A 17080-nucleotide genomic window follows, 5' to 3' on the forward strand; every position below is an offset into this window, starting at 1 on the left:
ATGTCGACTCGCTCTTCCCTTCGCCGACGGCTCGAGCGTATCGGGATCGGTCTGACCGCGGTTCTGGCGGTGGCGATGGTCGGCCTGCTGGCGATCGATGCGCTCCGTTCGTATCCGGTCGTGGACGTGATCTACGAGCAGGCCCGGATCGCGGGCTGGTGGCTCGATCACTACCTGGAGACGAACGTCTTCTACCATCCCTTCATGTGGCGCTCGATCGCGACGGGGATCCTGATCGGCGTCGTCGCGCCGCTTGTCGGGACCTATCTCGTCCACCGCGAGATGGCCCTGATCGGCGAGACGCTGGCACATACTGCGTTCGCCGGCGTTGCCGTCGGGCTCGTGGTGAGTTCGATGACCGGCTGGAGCGGCTCACTGATGCTCGTCGCACTGGTCGTCGGCATCCTCGGGGCGCTGGGCGTCCAGTGGCTGGCCGAGCGGACCGACACCTACGGTGACGTCCCGATCGCGATCATGCTGACCGGGAGCTTCGCCGTCGGCACGCTCATCATCAGCTACGGCCGCGGGATGACCGGGTTCAACGTCGAGGGCTATCTCTTCGGGAACATCTCGGTCGTCACCCCCTCGGGGGCGCGGCTGATGGCCGTCATCAGCGTCGTCGTCGTCCTCGTCACCGTCGCGACCTACAAGCAACTGCTTTTCATCACCTTCGACGAGCAGGCCGCCCGCGTCGCGCGACTCAACGTCACCTGGTACAACACCTTACTGATCGTGATGACGGCCGTCGTCGTCGTCGGCGCGATGCAGATCCTCGGCGTGATCCTCGTCGCCGCGATGCTGGTCGTTCCCGTCGCGACCGCGACGCAGGTCGCCCACAGCTTTCGCGAGACGCTGACCCTGTCGATTCTCGTCGGCCAGGTCGCAGTCATCGGCGGCTTCGCCCTCTCGATCTCGCAGGGGCTGCCCACCGGCGGCTCGATCGTCGTCGTCGCGATCGCCTGCTACCTGCTCGCAATCTTCGCCTCGAGTCGCTCGACGGCCGCGATCTCGACGCACTGAGCCCGTTCACGAACCGGATTTCGCGCGCACCTCGTCGACGAGCTGTGCGAGCGCGCCGACGCCGGAACAGAGGATGCCGATCGGAACGAGCAAGAGCCCGATCCCGAGCCCGTATCCGGGAACGAAGACGTCGAACACGTGCGCGATCAGCATGGGGACGATCAGCACGACGACCGAGAGGCTCCCGACGACGGCCCCGGTCGTGAGCAACTGTCGCGACCGTTCCGTCGGTTCACGGACGCGGTCGACGAGGAACAACAGCCCCGCCTCCGCGAGCGCGAGGACGCCGACGACGACACACAGTAGCACGAAGAGTCCGGTGAGGCCCGCCGCGAACCCGTCACCGGGCGGGTTTTCCGGGATCGTTTCGACGTACAGTACCGCGGTCACGAAACTGAGGACGGCCAGCAATGCGGTGATGGCGGCGATCGGTCGGGAACGTGGCTGAGACATCGGAGAGACATAAGTCTATTCGACATATCGAACTGATAACTGTACCGACCCGGTCGGTCTCGATGTATCGCCCGCTCGAGACACGGCATCGATTCCGACTCGGGAGACCGGCCCGAACACGGTCCGTCACCAGGACTCGAGTCGGCTTCGACCCCGGTAATTACGTCGTCCTGTGCCGATACGTTCGTATGCGCAGTCGATCGACCGGCGTCCTCACGAGCGCGGTCCTCGCGTTCGCCGTCGGCTACGTTCTCTGGCCGCCCGGGTACGTCTACTGGACTCGAGTCGCGGACGTACTGGGTGAGCCGCTGTCCCTCGCGCTCGTCGCGTTACTCGCCGCGGCCGGCGGCGCGGTCGCCACCCTCCGTCTGGCGGTCCCACTCGCCGAACTCGTCGCCGGCAGTGTACTCGCCTACGCGGTCGGACGGTCACCCCACGACGATGAGCCACCAGTTCCGGCCGCCCCGAGTGAGGGTCGCCTCTCGAGCGCGGCGTTCCGACGCCCGGTACCGGATGGCGGGAACACGCCATATGCTTAACACGCTACCCGGACAACCATCGAGCGATGGGACGGTTATCCGCACTCTTCGATCCCGAGACCGTCGCCGTGGTCGGCGCGACCGACCGCGAGGGCGCGGTCGGCCGGGCGATCCTCGAGAACCTGCGAGACGGGTTCGATGGCGAGGTCGTTCCGATCAACCCCTCGCGCGAGACGGTTCTCGGACTCGAGTGTTACGAGGACGCGACGAGCGCGCCGCCGATCGATCTGGCGGTGGTCGTAGTACCGCCCGACATCGTCATCGAGGCGATTCGGGACGTGGCCGACGCCGGTACCGAGAATGTCGTCGTCATCACGGCCGGCTTCTCGGAGACGGGCGGCGAGGGTGCCGAACGCGAACGGCGACTGCGCGAGATCGCCGCCGAACACGACCTCAACGTCGTCGGCCCGAACAGCCTCGGTATCATGGCCACCGAAAACGGGATGAACGCCACTTTCGGCCCCGAAGACGCCCGGGAGGGCTCGATCTCCTTTATGAGTCAGTCCGGGGCGTTCATCACCGCCGTGCTGGACTGGGCCAACGAACAGGGGATCGGCTTTCGAGACGTCGTCTCGCTGGGCAACAAGACCGTTCTCGACGAGACGGACTTCGTCCGCGAGTGGGGGTCGGATCCGAACACCGACGTCATCATCGGCTACCTAGAGGACATCGACGACGGGCAGGGCTTTCTCGAGGCCGCCCGCGAGGTCACCGCCGACACCCCGATCGTCCTCGTCAAGTCCGGCCGCACCGATGCCGGCGCGCAGGCGGCCTCCTCACACACCGGCGCGATCGCCGGCAGCGAGCGGGCCTACGAGGCCGGCCTCGAGCAGGCCGGCGTCCTCCGGGCACGGTCGGTCCAAGAACTATTCGACTCCGCGCGGGCGCTGGCCGGCCTGCCCGAACCCGAGTCCGATGGCGTCGCCGTCGTCACCAACGCCGGCGGCCCCGGCGTCCTCACGACCGACGCCGTCGGCGACTCGACCCTCGAGATGGCCAGCTTTGCCGACGAGACGATCGATCGACTCGCCGCGGCGATGCCCGACGAGGCCAACGTCTACAACCCGATCGACGCGATCGGTGACGCCGACGTCGAACGGTTCGGCGAGGCCTTGGAGATCGCCCTCGAGGACCCCAACGTCGGTAGCGCGGTCGTCGTCGCCGCGCCGACCGCCGTTCTTTCCTACGACGACCTGGCCGAGACGGTCATCGAGAAGCTCGAGACCCACGATACGCCGGTCGTCACCTGCCTGATGGGCGGCAAGCGGGCCCGCGACGCCGAGGCGACGCTGCGCGAGTCGGGGATCCCGAACTACTTCGATCCCTCGCGGGCGGTCTCTGGACTCGACGCGCTCGCGCGGTTCCGGGATATCCGCGAGCGGACGGTCGACGAACCGGCGACGTTCGACGTCGACCGCGAGCGCGCCCGCGAGATCCTCGCCCGGACGAAACGCCGCGACGACAACCGCCTCGGCGTCGAGTCGATGGAGTTGCTCGAGGCCTACGGGATCCCGACGCCGCGGAGCGAGATCGTCGACGATCCGGACCGCGCCCGCGAGGTCGCCGAATCGATCGAGGGTGATGTCGTCATGAAGATCGTCAGCCCCGACATCTCCCACAAATCCGATATCGGCGGCGTCAGAGTCGGCGTCAGCGACGCGGACGTCGCCGACACCTACGAGGACGTGGTCGCACGGGCGCGAAACTACCAGCCCGACGCGACGATCGTCGGCGTCCAGATCCAGGAGATGCTCGATCTCGAGGCGTCGACCGAGACGATCGTCGGGATGAACCGCGACCCGCAGTTCGGTCCGCTCGTCCTGTTCGGGCTCGGCGGTATCTTCGTCGAGATCCTCGAGGACACGTCGGTTCGGGTCGCCCCGTTCGGCGAGGCCGAGGCCCGCGAGATGGTCGACGAGATCCAGGCCGCGCCGCTGTTGCGCGGCGCACGCGGCCGCGAGCCGGCCGATATCGACGGCGTCGTCGAGACGATCCAGCGGCTTTCACAGCTGGTGACCGACTTCCCGTCGATCCTCGAACTCGACATCAACCCGCTCGTGGCGGGCCCCGATGGCGTACAGGCGATCGACCTGCGGCTCACGGTCGATCCGGACGACCTCGACACGACAGACCCATGACCGATCCAGACTCCGTTCCCACGACCGCTGACAGCGAGACGACCACCGACACCGACGACGCGACCACCGCCGTTCGCGGCGACCCCGACACGCTGCTCGTCAGTTCGCTCGAGGCGAGCGCCGGCAAGACGGCGATCACGCTCGCGCTGGCCCGCCTCGCGGCGGCCGACGAGGGCGACAGCGTTGGCTACATGAAACCCAAGGGGACCCGCCTCCAGAGCAACGTCGGGAAGACCTTAGACGAGGACCCGCTGCTCGCCCGCGACCTGCTCGAGTTGGCGGCCGAACTCCACGACCTCGAGCCGGTCGTCTACTCGCCGACGTTCATCGAGCAGGCGATCCGCGGCCGCGAGGACCCCGACGAACTCCGCGAGCGGGTCCAAGAGGCGTTCGAGACGCTTGCGGCCGACCGCGACCGCATGTTCGTCGAGGGCGGCGGCCGCTACGACGTCGGCGGCATCGTCGACCTCGCGGACCCCGACGTGGCGGAACTGCTCGACGCCCGCGTCCTGCTGGTCGCCCCCTACGAGATCCCCGCGGACGTCGACGATATCATCGCCGCCGCCGACCGGTTCGGCGACCGGCTCGCCGGCGTCGTCTTCAACGGCGTCTCCGACGCGGCCTACGACGGGCTCGAGACCGACGTCGTCCCGTTCCTCGAGGGACGGGGGATTCCGGTCCACGGCGTCCTCCCGAGCGAGCGGGAGCTATCGGGCGTGACCGTCGCGGACCTGGCCGACGAACTCGGGGCCGAGACCCTCGTCGCGGACGGGGCCGAAAGCTACGTCGAGCGCTTTACCGTCGGCGCGATGGGGGCCGACAGCGCCCTGCGACACTTCCGCCGGACGCGAGACGCCGCCGTCATCACCGGCGGCGATCGAGCCGAGATCCACACCGCGGCGCTCGAGGCCCCCGGCGTCCGCTGTCTCATCCTCACCGGCGGTCACCGGCCCTCGAGCGCGATCACCGGGAAAGCCCGGGAGAAGGGCGTCCCGATCCTGTCGGTCCGGACGGACACGCTGACCACCGTCGAGCGCGCGGAAGACGTCGTCCGGAGCGGCCGGACCCACACCGCCGACACCGTCGACCGCATGCAGCGGCTGCTGTCGGACCATGCCGACGTCGACTCGGTTCTCGAGTAGAGCCGGGGAACCGAGCCGTTTCCCGCCACTGGTCGCGACTGCTCGGCGATTCGCTTTTGTCGCTGGCTGAAGTCGCCCCCGTACGGATGACTGACGTTACCGTTTCTCACGCTGAGGCGGAGCAGTACGCGACCGTCGCGATCGACCGACCCGATACGGGCAACGCGATGTCGCCGGCCGTTATCGCTGATCTCGGAGACCGCATCGAGGCGACCGCGGCGGACGACGCCGTTCGATCGATCGTCGTTACCGGCACGGGCGGGACGTTCTCGGCGGGGGCCGACGTCGACGTCTTCGCCGCTCGAGCCGACGACCCCGATGCCGTGATCGATTACCTGGACTCCTTCTCGGCGCTGTACGCCCGCATGGAGGCTGTGTCCGTCCCGATTATCGGGCGGGTGAACGGTCCTGCCTACGGTGGCGGCTACGAACTCGCGATGGCCTGTGATCTCAGGATCGCCGCGACCGACGCGACGCTCTGTCCGGCCGAGATCAGGATGGGGGTCGTCCCGCCGTTCGAGCGACTCTGTCAGGAACTCGGCGAGGGACTCGCCCGGGAACTGTGTTTCACCGGTGGTGTCCTCGAGACCGAGGCGGTCGCCGACACCGATCTCTTCAGCCGCGTCGTCGCCCCCGACCGCCTCGACGACGCGGTCCGCGACGTGGCCAGTCGAATCGCCCGGCGGAGTCCGAACGCGGTCGCGCAGACGAAGCGGGCGATGGTGCGACACCGGGCCGACGAGATCGCCCGCGGACGGGCGTATCGGCACGCGCTCGACGAACAGTGCGTGCGCCATCCGGACTTCGTCGAATCGATCGCCGCCTTCCGCGAGGGCCGGGAACCCGACTACGAGTGACGACGGACTCGAGTCGTCGCCGTCGGGTTCGCTGCGGTGACTGTCACGTCTGACCAAGAATTAAGAGTCCGCCACGCATGCACCCTGACATGGACGACACACCCCAAGAGATCACCTCCCTCGTCGGCCGCGAGGTCTACTCGAACAACGGCGTCTTCGTGGGCGAGGTCGAGGATCTCCGACTGAACATCGACGGCGAGGCCGTCTCCGGCCTCGCACTCGCGAACCTGAACAGCGAACTGTTCGCCGAGGAAGCCCGGACCGGACAGGGCATCATCGTCCCCTACCGCTGGGTCCGCTCGGTCGGCGATATCATCCTGATCAACGACGTCGTCGAACGGGTTCGCGAACCGGACGAGGAAGAAGACGAACTGCTGGCCTGATCGGATTCCGTTTCGCGGCGCTTAGCTCCCGTTCGAGCCTTCGCTCCCGCCGCCCTCGACGCCCATCGCGTCGAACAGCGTCCGTTTGACTGCTTCTTCGGTCAGCTCGAGTAGGGTATCTCGCGTGTCCTCCGAGATCTCGATCCCGGTGAAGATACCAAGCGGGATCTCCGCGCTGGCTTGCGTCGAGTGGCCCGCGGTCTCGCCCATCTCGCCGTAGGCGTCCTCGAGTACCTTCCCGATGTTGATGCGGATGTCCTTCGAGCGGCCGGCGAGGAAGATCGTCTCGTCGGCGATCCCGAAGACCGCGGTCGTGGTCACGCCCTCGAGGTTCAGCAGGTGGCTGGCGGCCTGGGTCAGTGCCTCGCGATCGCGGACGATGCCGGCGTTGGAGATGAGGTGACTCCCCTGAACGTCGCGGTTGGTGATCGCCTCCGCGAGGACGTCGAGGGTTTCGGGTGACATCGACGGCGACTCGACCTGTTCTAGGGTGTCGTGGTTCGCGAAGGGGTAGAGATAGGCCGCGGCGGTCAGGTCGGCAGGGGTGGTGTCGCGTTTGAAATCCAGGGTCTCCGCGCGGATGCCGTAGAGCAAGGCGGTGGCGACCTCCTCGGAGACGTTCATGTCGAACTCCTGGATGTACTTCGTCATGATCGTCGACGTCGAGGACATGTTCGGCCGAATGTCGACGAACTCGGGTTCGGACTCGGATTCGGACTCGTTGTGGTCGATGACGATGTCGACGGGCAGTTCCATCTCGCCCGCGGTGCCGTGATCGACCAGGGCGACGGTGTCGTAGACCGATTGGTCCTCGATCTCGTCCCACTGGACCAGATCGATCCCCAGCAGGTTGACGAACGCGCGGTTCTCCTGGTGGCCCACGTCACCCAGATAGATGATGTCCGACTCGATGCCGAGGTGGTCGGCGATCGCCTGCAGGGCCGCCGCCGACGCGATCGAGTCCGGATCGGGGCTGTCCTGTGTGACGATCGCCAGCCGCGTCGCCGTCTCCTCGACGAGATCCGCCAGCTTGCCCGCGTTGTACTCGAGTTCGCCCGATTCCAGCGCCCGCAGGGCGGATTCGGCGATCACCGAGGAGGGGTTGATGACGATGTCGGCCCCGAGTTCGGAGAGTTCGTCGCCGGAGACGGGGTCGCTCGCGCGTGCGACGACGAACTGACTGTCGTCGGCCGCGCGGATGTGTTCGACGGCGCGTTTGTTCGATTCGACGTCGGAGGCCAGAATGAGGACCACGTCTCGATCGGCCACCAGTTCCGCGGCCTCCGGCTCGCGGATGTCGGCCCGCCGGGCGTCTAAGTCCTGATCGCGCAGCGACTCGACGCGGCTCTCGTCGCGGTCGATGATCCGCACGTCCTTACCCTGTTCGACGAGTTCCTCCGCCACGGCGTATCCCACGCTCCCGCAACCCAAGATAGCGTAATCGGAGATGGACGAAATCGTAACCCCCGTACTCATTGCCCGAGTGGTCGGACCCACCGCACTTAACCCTCCCGAAGAGTGGTACGTCCTGAGAGCCGACCTGCACGACTCGAGGGATGTACGCTCGTGGATCACTGCCACGGCACCGACCAAGGGAAACGTATTTGAAGGACCGACGGAAAGTCGGAGGTACAGGGCCGGTAGCTCAGTCCGGCAGAGCGTCTGACTCTTAATCAGACGGTCGCGTGTTCAAATCGCGCCCGGCCCGCTTTTGCGACGAACACTTTCGTGAGGAGCAAAGCGGCCAGAGCGATTTGAACTAGACGAGTCGCAGCCCGTAAGCGAGCGCAGCGAGCGAACTGGAACGTCTCGGCGTAGTTCATAATCGCGCCCGGCGACAGCGACTCGAATCCGTGTACGCCGATCGAGCGGGAATCACAACTCCGCGTAGACGGCCGGCTCGTCGCCGGAACGGAGTTCGTACACCTGCCACGTGCCGCGTTTCTCGCCGCCCATTCCCGGAGACCCCGACGGCATTCCCGGCAACGCGATCCCGGCGATCTCGGGTTCGTCCTCGAGCAGCGTGGCGACGGTCGCGGCCGGGACGTGACCCTCGACGAGGTAGCCGTCCAGTTCCACCGTGTGACAGCTCCGAAGGTCGGCGTCGATCCCGCGGTCGTCTTTCACCGCCGTGAGATCGTTCGCGACGACGGTCTCGAGGTCGGTCTCGAGGGACGCGTCGAGATGCTCTCCGTACGAATCACAGCAGCGACAGTTCGGGCCCTTGTACATCGTCGCGGTAGTGGCCGGAATCGGTTCGTCCGGCGTCCGTTCACCGGCACCGTCGGTGAGACACCCAGCGAGGGCGAGCCCGATCGTACTCGCACCGGCCGTCAGCAGCGTCCGTCTCGACGTATGAGTCACGGGTACTCGGACCGTCGCGCCGCGGGTTCGTTTCCGTAGTGGTCGTTCCAGACTGGTGGGAACCGGTCTATAAGACGACCCGCACCGTACTCTCGAGCCACGATGACCGTCACCTACGAGGGACTCGAGTTCGAGCGACCCGGCCACGCGAGCGTCCGCATCGAAACTGACGACGGGACCGTGATCTACGTCGATCCGTGGGGCGAGGTCCTCGCGGGCGAACCCGCGGACGGCGACGTGGTCTTTGTCACACACGACGACATGGACCACTACGACGCGGCCGCGATCGAGGCCGTCGCGGGGCCGGACGTGACCGTCGCGGCCTACGAGGAGATCGACACTAGTGACCTCGCGTTCGACGTCGTCGACCTGCCCTACGAGGGCGAGGCGACCGTCGACGGGATCGACGTGCGGACGGTGCCGGCGTACAACGACCCCACGGGCGACCACGTCGACGAGGACGGGAAGCCGTTCCACGCAGATGGGGAGGTGATCGGGGTAGTGCTTGCCCTCGAGGGGACGACGGTGTTTTTCCCCTCGGACACGGACTTCCTGCCCCATCACGAGTCGGTTACGGCCGACGTGTTCGTCCCGCCGATCGGTGGGCACTTCACGATGGATCGCCACGAGGCCGCCGCCTTCGCCCGGAGCGTCGAGCCCGAGTTGGTCCTGCCCGAACACTACGACACGTTCGACCCGATCGAGACCGATGCCGAGACCTTCGCCGACGACCTCGAGGCCGACGGGATCCGGGTCGAACTGTTCTGATCGGCCGTCGTCTCACTCGGTCGCGTCGGACGGATCAGGCGCGGGTTCGTCGGCCATCGCCCGGAGATGCTCGAGCAGGAGGCCGAACCCGTCCGGTTTGATCCAGGTGGTGACGGCACCCTCGTCCTCGAGTTCGGCCAGGAGTCGGTCCTCGTCGCGGACCGGCACCGAGAACTCGACGGGCTGGTCGAACCGATCGTCGTTGCCCTCGATCAGGCGCTGTGCCTCCGCGAGTTCCCGTCGGACGTACTCGTAGGCGTGCATCGACTCGGTGTCGTCGCCGACGACGAACCGGCGGGTTCGCCCGTCGTCCAGCCGGAGTCTGACGACGCCCGACTCGATCCGGCCGTCCGCGAGGTACTCGGTCAGGACGTCCTCGAAGAAGCCGGTGGTCATTCGATCGCCGCGGGGTTTCGACTCGGAACTGTCAGACGTCATGGTCTCAACTATCTATTACCTTATAAATGGCTGTACCGACGAATCCTACGGGCTGGGAACCGAAATCGAACGCTACCGATCAAAATGGAGTTTAGAGGGCATAAGGAGCAGGTTTTCGCCGGGAGTTCGACATGCTTTCACGACTGAAAAAACCCGCTACGAACATCTTCCCGTGACCTCTCGCGAACTCGAAACGTTGCTGCCGGGTTATAGGTGTGGGTCCCAGACGTTCGACCGGAGAGGTGCCCAGTATGTCACGATCCGAGTCACCGGCCGAGTCGGTTGCGGAACACGAGGAACGAATCAAGCGTCACTTGAGCGCTTCGAGGGAGATCGCGGAGACCTTGGAGTTCGATGACGACCTCAGTTTCGAAATGGGGTTGCCCAGTCCGGGCCGCCGGACGTTCATCAAGACCAGCGGCGTCGTCGCGGCGTCGGCTGCGCTGGCGGGCTGTGCCGGCGACGATGACGATGACGATGACTCGTCGGACGACGGGGAGTCCGACGGAGAGACGCCGTCGGCCGAGCGGAGCGAAACCGTCCAGTTGGCCGCCAAGCAATACGAGTTCGATCCCCAGGAGATCCGGGTCCCACCGAACACGGAACTCACGATCGAGTTCACGCAGTCGACCTTCGAGGAGAACGAGGACTTCGCGATGCACACGTTCTACCTCGAGGACCCCTACGACGTCGGGCCGGTCGAACTGCCCGAGAGTACGGACGACGAAGTCATCGATTCGGTAACGTTCGTGACCGACGAGGAGGGGACCTTCGACTTCGAGTGTTCGGTCTACTGCGGGGACGGCCACGCCCAGATGAACGGGCAGCTGTACGTCGTCCCCGAGGGTGAGTCCGTCGACGAGGTGGACTTTACCGACATGGAGACGCTGACGGAGCGCCACGAAATCCTCAAAGAGGAGAGCGAACTGGCCCAGGAGCCCAGCCACGACCTCGACCTGCGCGATATCATGGTCGTTACCGAGCGCAACAACGGCTCGGTCGCGATGATCGATACGGTCAACGACGAGTTCATGGAGCGGGTCGAGAACGTCGGGAAGGCGATCCACGTCCACGACTTCCACCCCGACCTGCCGGAGCAAACGCGCGAGGGCGCGTACGTCTACACCCAATCTAGACAGGGTGAGATGTACAAGATCGATCTGTTCGATTTCGAGCGGGTCGCCGTCGCCGACGCCGGGACGGACGCCCGGGACATCGCCGTCTCTCGGGACGGGGACTACGTGATCGGCGGGTTCTACAACCCGAACCATCTGGTCATCTGTGACGCCGAGACGATGGAGCCGATCAAGCGGATCCCGACCCACACCGTCAACCCGGACGGTGAGAGTCTGGGGAGCCGCGTCTGCTCGCTGTACGACGTCCCCGAGGAGGGACTCTTCCTCGCGGGGCTGAAAGAGGGCGGCGAGGTGTGGCTCATCGACTACACGCAAGACGAGTTCCCGGTCGTCGCGACCATCGAGTGCGGGCGTACCCTCCACGACGGCTTCTTCACGGAGGACGGTCGCTACTTCATGATCGCCTCGCAGACGGACAACCAGATGGACATCATCGACACGCAAGAACGGAGCCACGTCGCCGCGATCCCGATGGACGGGGTTCCCCACCCCGGCCCGGGCGCACTGTATCCCGACGAAGACCTCGCCTTTACCACCCACGCCGGTGCGCCGAGCGTCGGCGTCTGGAACACCGAAACCTGGGAAACGGAGGAGATGATCGACGTCAGGGGCTCCGGGCTGTTCATCCGGAAACACGAGAACAGCGACTACGTCTGGGCCGACGTCATCCTTACCGACAGCGAGGACGACGCCTACGTCTATACCATCGATCCCGAGACCCTCGAGGTCGATCAGGAGATCGACTGTAGCCAGTGGGGTGCCGCGGCCGCGATCCACCCCGAGTTCAGCCGCGACGGCGAGAAGGTCTACATTAGCGTCTGGCAGGGCGAGAACGAATCGATCCTCGTGTTCGATCCGAACACGGGCGAGCTGCTGACCCAGATCGAGGGCCTGCTGGCACCGACCGGCAAGTTCCTCGGCGTCCGCGCGGAGGGGCACTGACTGCGATCGACCGTTCCCACAGGCACATGTCCGATACCAGTAACGCGACCCCGCGAACGCGGACGGACCGACGACCGGCGGGACCGCTCGCACTCGTCAAGCACCTCCGCGGGGAGGGGCTGACGGTGATCGACGCGGCTACCCACGAGCCGCTCGGCCGGATCGGCGACGGCCGCCAGCCACACGCGCTGGCCGTCCGTCCCGGCGGCCGCTGGGCGTACGTCCCCTACATGGGGTCGAACGCGCTCGAGATCCTCGATTGCTGGACGCTCTCCGTCGCGGACCGCGTCGACGCGGTCGGGACTGCGCCCGTGGGAGCGGTGCTGAGTCGGACGGGACGGTACCTGTTCGTCAGTACCTACGGCGGGCTCCCGGGCGACGACCGCCCGGGGCTGGCCGTCTTTCGGACGGCGGGCGAGCGGATCGAACCGGTCGCCGAACTCCCGATCGGGAAGGCCGCTGGCCTCGCCGTCGGCGCCGGCAACGACGTGTGGGTCGCGCTACGAGACGACGACGAATTGCTCCGGATCGGCGCAACGCCCCCGTTCGACGTCCTGGATCGGTTCGCGGTCGGTGCCGGGCCACAGGACCTGGCCCACGAACCGACCCGGGGATTGCTTGGCGTGAACAACGCCGACGGGGACAGCGTGACCTTCGTCGACACGCTCGAGGCGACGGTCCTCGGGACGGTCCCGGCCCCGAACCCGAGGGGCGGGACCGCCGTCCCGGGCAGCGACCGCTGGGTCGTCGGAGACACGGAGGACGACGGCCTCACGGTCGTCGACCTCGAGTCGGTCCGCCGCGGCGAGACCGATGCGACAGCCACGGATCGCGTCTCGCTGGGAACGCCCACGGCCTTTCCCGACGTTACCCCCGATGGGTCCCTGCTCGCCGTCGACGCGTACGACGACGACCGCGTCGCGTTCCTCGACCCCGCGAGCCTGGACGTCGTCGCGCGCGTCGAGACCGGGTCGACGCCGCGTCACCCGCGATTCAGCGCGGACGGCCGGGTCTGTTACGTCCCCAGCGTCGACGCCGACACCGTGACCGTCGTCGACGTCGACGGCGTTCGAGCCGGCGACTCCAACCCGATCGCGGCGACCATCGACGTGCCCGACGGGGCGGCCCCTGCGGGCTGTTTTCGTACCGATAGAGGGAGCTACCAATGACACCAGACACCGACACCGCGAGCGCCCGCTCGTCCGGTGTGCCGACGATCGTCAAAAACGCCGCCAGCAGCCACTTCAGCGCGGTCGATCTCGCCGCGGGCGAGGTCGTCGCGGACCTCGGAGAGGGCCGATACCCGCACACGGCGCTGTTTCACCCGACCGAGCCGGTCGCGTACCTGTTGTACATCGCCAGCGCCCACCTCGAGGTGGTCGACCTCGACCGGCTCGAGACCGTCCAGCGCATCGATCGGCTCGGGACGATGCCCGTCGGGAGCGCGCTCGGTCCGGACGGCGACGTGCTGTTCGTCGGGACCGCAGTCGACCTGCCGGCGTCGTCGGATCCCGGCGTCCTCGCGTTCGCGATCGGCGAGGACGGCCGGCTCGAGCCCGCGGGAACACGGCCGCTCTCACGGAGTTCCGGGATGCGAATCGGGCCGGACGATCGGCTCTACGTGGGCCAGAAGACGGAAAACGAGATCGCCGTCCTCGGTGCCGATCCCGGGCTCGACCTCGAGGCCGAGATTCCGGTCGGCGCGGAGCCACACGACCTGTACGTCCTCGCGGAGGGGCTGGTGGTCGCCAACCACGCCGGCGGGTCGTCAGCCTCGTTCGTCGACCCGGCCACGGAGCGGGTTCGCTGTACCGCCGAGACGGGAGTGGACCCTCACGGGTTCGCCGTCGCCGACGGGCCGGACTACCGGTACGGCCTGTTCCCGGCCCGCGAGGACGACCGCGTCGCCGTCGTCGACCTCGAGGCGGTCGCGGCCGGCGACGACTCGCCGACCGAACGGCTGCTCGAGGTCGGGACGACGACCGGCTTCGCCGCGACGACGCCGGACGGCCGCTACGCCGTCGTCGACTCCTACGAGGAACCGTTCGTGACGATGCTGGACCTGACCGACCTCACCGTCGCCGGCCGCGTGGAAGTCGGTGGCGAACCGCTCCACGTCGTCTTTGGGCCCGACGGCCAGGAGTGTTACGTCGGGAACATGGAACGGACCGATCTCGCAGTACTCGACACGCGGCCGCTGGCCGACGATCGGCCGACGGACGTTACCGTCGGCCGCCGGATCGACGGACTCGGCGCGAAACCGAGCGGCATCTTCCGCCCGGAGGTGGACCAATGATCGATCTCACACGACTCATCAGAGGACTCGACAACCGACCGGAACAGATCCGATACGAGAAGCGCCACGCGAGCGACGCGCTCGTTCCGCTGGTCGTCTGGAACACGACCCCCGCCTGTAACCTACAGTGTAAGCACTGCTACTTCGGGGCCTGCGACGAGCGCGACAGCGAGGAACTGTCGACGGCCGAGGCCAAATCGTTCATCGACTCGCTGGCCGCGGTGAACGTCCCGGTACTCGTGTTCAGCGGCGGCGAGCCGTTCTTCCGGGACGACATCGCCGAACTGACCCGATACGCGTCCGAGCAGGGGATTCGGCCGATCGCCTCGAGCAACGGGACCTTCCTCACCGAGGAGCGCGCACAAGCGGTCGCCGACGCGGGGATGCAGTACGTCGGCGTCTCGCTTGACGGCGTCGGGGCGACCAACGACGAGTTCCGCGGCGTCGACGGCGCGTTCGAGCGGGCCCGGAACGGGCTCCGCAACGCTCGCGACGCCGGGATGGGGACCGGCATCCGGTGTACGATGACCGAGGGGACTGTCGACGACGTCCCCGACGTGATCGACCTCGCCGTCGAGGAGGGGATCGACCGGGTGAACGTCTTCCACCTGATCTACTCCGGGCGCGGCGGGGACATCACCGACGCCGACCTGTCGTTCGAACGCACGCGGGCGGTCGTCGACGCCCTCTACGAGCGCACCAAAGCCCTCGCCGACACCCACCCGGATATGCAGATTCTGACCGCCGGCAACTACGCCGACGCGGTCTATCTCTACCACCGGATTCGGGAGGACATGCCGGCCCACGCGGACCGGGCTCGAAAGCTCCTGTTCGACGACGGCCCCGGTCGCGTGGTCAAGAACGGCGACGCCGGCCCCAAGGTCGTCAACGTCGACCACCGCGGCGACGTCCACCCGAGCATGTTCCTCTCGCAGTACACGCTCGGGAACGTCCGCGAGCGCCGACTCGACGAGATCCTCGCCGACAGCGACCTCTGGGACGAACTGGCCGAACCGACCGACCACCTGAAGGGGAAATGCGGCCGCTGTCCGTGGAAGGAGGTCTGTGGCGGGAACTCCCGAGCCCGCGCCGCGGCGGTCCACGACGACCTCTGGGCCGAGGATCCCCGGTGTTATCTCACCGAGGCCGAGTACAGCACCGACGAACTGCCGACCGATCACGCGCCACCGGTCGACGCGACCGCAGCGCTCGAGTAGGCCCATGTACGCCCCCGATTTAGCGCCCCCGGATGCGCGGACCGAGCCCGAGCCGTCGCCGGCCGCGGCGGTGCCGAAGAGCGTCCGCCGACTCGCGTGTTACCGGCTCGACCACGAGAGCCGCTCGGCCAGGGAACTGGGTGCGGTCGCTCCGGACGACCCCGTCGCCGCCGCCCGGCGGATCGCGGCCCACGACCGCGTCACCGAGGCGGTCGTCCTCTCGACGTGCAACCGCGTCGAGGCGTATCTCAGCACGCGGACGCCCGCCGACCGGGACGCGGGGCTCGAGGCCGCACGCGAGGCACTGGGCGATCCCGACGGCGCACGGACCGAGACCGGACTCGCAGTCGTCGAACACCTGTTCCGGGTCGCCTGCGGCCTCGAGAGCGCTGTCGTCGGTGAGGCACACGTCCTCGGCCAACTCCGGCGGACGTTCGATGCGGCGCTCGAGGCGGACCTCGCCGGCGGCGTGGTGACCCGGGCCGCGGACGCGGCCGTCTCGGTGGGGCGGCGCTGCCGCGACGAGACCGACATCGACGAGGGGACGGTCGGCTACGGGAGCGCGACCTGCGAGGCCATCGCCGACGCGGGTGGGGTCCCGGACCGGCTCGTCGTCGTCGGTGCCGGCGAGATGGCGACCGAAGTGGCCAGCGCCGCCGGCCACCGCTGGGACTGCCGCGTCGACGCCGTCAACCGCTCGGCCGCGTCCCAACTGCCGACCGACGACGGCCGGTACTGGCCGCTCGATGCTCTCGAAGCCGCACTTTCCGACGCCGACGCGATCGTAACGGCGACGGGCGCGCCGGACCCGGTGGTGACGCTCGAGGCAATACAGGGGGTCGCGTCCGAGACGCCGGTCGTGGACCTGGCGACCCCGCCGGACGTCGCCAAACCCGTCCGCCGATCGGCCGTGCCGGTCGTGTCCCTCGACGCGATCCAGCGCCGGATCGCGGCCGCCGTCGCGGGTCGGCGGGCGGCGGTGCCGGCGGTCGAGGACGCGATCACTGACGCGGTCGCGGCCTTCGTCGATCGGGAACGCGAGAACCGTGCCGAAGACACGCTTCGCGAACTCCACCGGACGGCGGCCGCGATCCGCGAGAGCGAACTCGAGCGGGCCCGTGACCGGCTCGCGAGCGGGGCCGACGCCGAGGCGGTCCTCGAGGACTTCGCGAGCGCACTGACCGGATCGCTGCTTGGCACGCCGACTGAGCGCCTCCGGGCGGCCGCCCGCGACGGCGACGACGCGGTCATCGAGGCCACCCATCGGTTGTTCGACCTCGACTGCGAGGGGTCGGAGTGACTGCGGGCGCTGGTGTTCGCGGCCGCCGGTTACCGCGGGCGGGTCGTCGGAAGGGTGGGCCACGCATTCTCGCCCCCACTTGAAGAC

16 protein-coding genes and 1 tRNA gene are annotated in these 17080 nt (G+C 67.6%); 13 read left to right on the top strand and 4 right to left on the bottom strand.

The window, feature by feature from the left end; translation table 11 throughout:
• The gene (locus ACERIM_RS00155) at positions 1–1020 is read left to right on the top strand and encodes a metal ABC transporter permease (RefSeq protein WP_373630644.1); all 1020 of its coding nucleotides are present in this window, start codon (positions 1–3) and stop codon (positions 1018–1020) included.
• Between the two features lie 6 nt (positions 1021–1026).
• Here the strand turns inward: ACERIM_RS00155 and ACERIM_RS00160 are convergent, their stop codons facing one another.
• Positions 1027–1473, bottom strand: a complete 447-nt coding sequence (locus tag ACERIM_RS00160) for a hypothetical protein (protein ID WP_373630645.1) — start codon at positions 1471–1473, stop codon at positions 1027–1029.
• Between the two features lie 188 nt (positions 1474–1661).
• Between ACERIM_RS00160 and ACERIM_RS00165 the strand changes: the two genes are divergently transcribed.
• From ACERIM_RS00165 to ACERIM_RS00185, 5 genes are all read left to right on the top strand, one after another.
• Positions 1662–2012 (top strand): hypothetical protein, encoded by a 351-nt coding sequence (locus ACERIM_RS00165; RefSeq protein WP_373630646.1) that lies wholly within the window; start codon positions 1662–1664, stop codon positions 2010–2012.
• A gap of 26 nt (positions 2013–2038) precedes the next feature.
• Positions 2039–4150, top strand: coding sequence for an acetate--CoA ligase family protein (locus tag ACERIM_RS00170; protein ID WP_373630647.1), 2112 nt, complete (start codon positions 2039–2041; stop codon positions 4148–4150).
• Complete coding sequence (locus tag ACERIM_RS00175; protein WP_373630648.1) at positions 4147–5292, top strand: phosphotransacetylase family protein; 1146 nt, start codon at positions 4147–4149, stop codon at positions 5290–5292. The genes ACERIM_RS00170 and ACERIM_RS00175 overlap by 4 nt, the downstream gene beginning before the upstream one ends.
• Before the next feature lie 86 nt (positions 5293–5378).
• Positions 5379–6149: an enoyl-CoA hydratase/isomerase family protein gene (locus tag ACERIM_RS00180; RefSeq protein ID WP_373630649.1), complete on the top strand. Its 771-nt coding sequence runs from the start codon at positions 5379–5381 to the stop codon at positions 6147–6149.
• Between the two features lie 89 nt (positions 6150–6238).
• Positions 6239–6532, top strand: coding sequence for a PRC-barrel domain-containing protein (locus ACERIM_RS00185; protein WP_006181638.1), 294 nt, complete (start codon positions 6239–6241; stop codon positions 6530–6532).
• A gap of 21 nt (positions 6533–6553) precedes the next feature.
• Here the strand turns inward: ACERIM_RS00185 and ACERIM_RS00190 are convergent, their stop codons facing one another.
• Positions 6554–8008, bottom strand: a complete 1455-nt coding sequence (locus ACERIM_RS00190) for a DHH family phosphoesterase (protein ID WP_006648818.1) — start codon at positions 8006–8008, stop codon at positions 6554–6556.
• A 158-nt stretch (positions 8009–8166) separates the two neighbouring features.
• Here ACERIM_RS00190 and ACERIM_RS00195 point away from each other — a divergent pair.
• A tRNA-Lys gene (locus tag ACERIM_RS00195) sits at positions 8167–8240 on the top strand.
• Positions 8241–8407: 167 nt separating this feature from the next.
• On the opposite strand, the gene ACERIM_RS00200 is transcribed toward ACERIM_RS00195, so the two are convergent.
• Complete coding sequence (locus ACERIM_RS00200) at positions 8408–8896, bottom strand: DUF411 domain-containing protein (protein WP_373630650.1); 489 nt, start codon at positions 8894–8896, stop codon at positions 8408–8410.
• A 102-nt stretch (positions 8897–8998) separates the two neighbouring features.
• On the opposite strand from ACERIM_RS00200, the gene ACERIM_RS00205 reads away from it, so the two are divergent.
• Positions 8999–9664 (top strand): MBL fold metallo-hydrolase, encoded by a 666-nt coding sequence (locus tag ACERIM_RS00205; protein ID WP_373630651.1) that lies wholly within the window; start codon positions 8999–9001, stop codon positions 9662–9664.
• Between the two features lie 12 nt (positions 9665–9676).
• On the opposite strand, the gene ACERIM_RS00210 is transcribed toward ACERIM_RS00205, so the two are convergent.
• A complete protein-coding gene (locus ACERIM_RS00210) occupies positions 9677–10102 on the bottom strand; it encodes a hypothetical protein (protein WP_373630652.1) in 426 nt (141 codons plus the stop codon).
• Positions 10103–10353: 251 nt separating this feature from the next.
• Here ACERIM_RS00210 and ACERIM_RS00215 point away from each other — a divergent pair, with 251 nt between their 5' ends.
• The 5 genes from ACERIM_RS00215 to hemA are packed head-to-tail and all read left to right on the top strand — an operon-like array spanning position 10354 to position 16993.
• A complete protein-coding gene (locus ACERIM_RS00215; protein ID WP_049964323.1) occupies positions 10354–12180 on the top strand; it encodes a cytochrome D1 domain-containing protein in 1827 nt (608 codons plus the stop codon).
• Positions 12181–12206: 26 nt separating this feature from the next.
• Positions 12207–13349, top strand: coding sequence for a hypothetical protein (locus ACERIM_RS00220; protein WP_373630653.1), 1143 nt, complete (start codon positions 12207–12209; stop codon positions 13347–13349).
• Positions 13346–14476, top strand: a complete 1131-nt coding sequence (locus tag ACERIM_RS00225; protein WP_373630654.1) for a hypothetical protein — start codon at positions 13346–13348, stop codon at positions 14474–14476. Before ACERIM_RS00220 ends, ACERIM_RS00225 begins: the two co-directional genes overlap by 4 nt.
• Positions 14473–15693 (top strand): radical SAM protein, encoded by a 1221-nt coding sequence (locus tag ACERIM_RS00230; protein WP_373630655.1) that lies wholly within the window; start codon positions 14473–14475, stop codon positions 15691–15693. The genes ACERIM_RS00225 and ACERIM_RS00230 overlap by 4 nt, the downstream gene beginning before the upstream one ends.
• 4 nt (positions 15694–15697) lie before the next feature.
• The gene (hemA, locus tag ACERIM_RS00235; RefSeq protein WP_373630656.1) at positions 15698–16993 is read left to right on the top strand and encodes a glutamyl-tRNA reductase; all 1296 of its coding nucleotides are present in this window, start codon (positions 15698–15700) and stop codon (positions 16991–16993) included.
• Positions 16994–17080 lie beyond the last annotated feature (87 nt).

This window comes from Natrinema sp. H-ect1 (genome assembly GCF_041821105.1).
GTDB lineage: Archaea > Halobacteriota > Halobacteria > Halobacteriales > Natrialbaceae > Natrinema > Natrinema thermotolerans.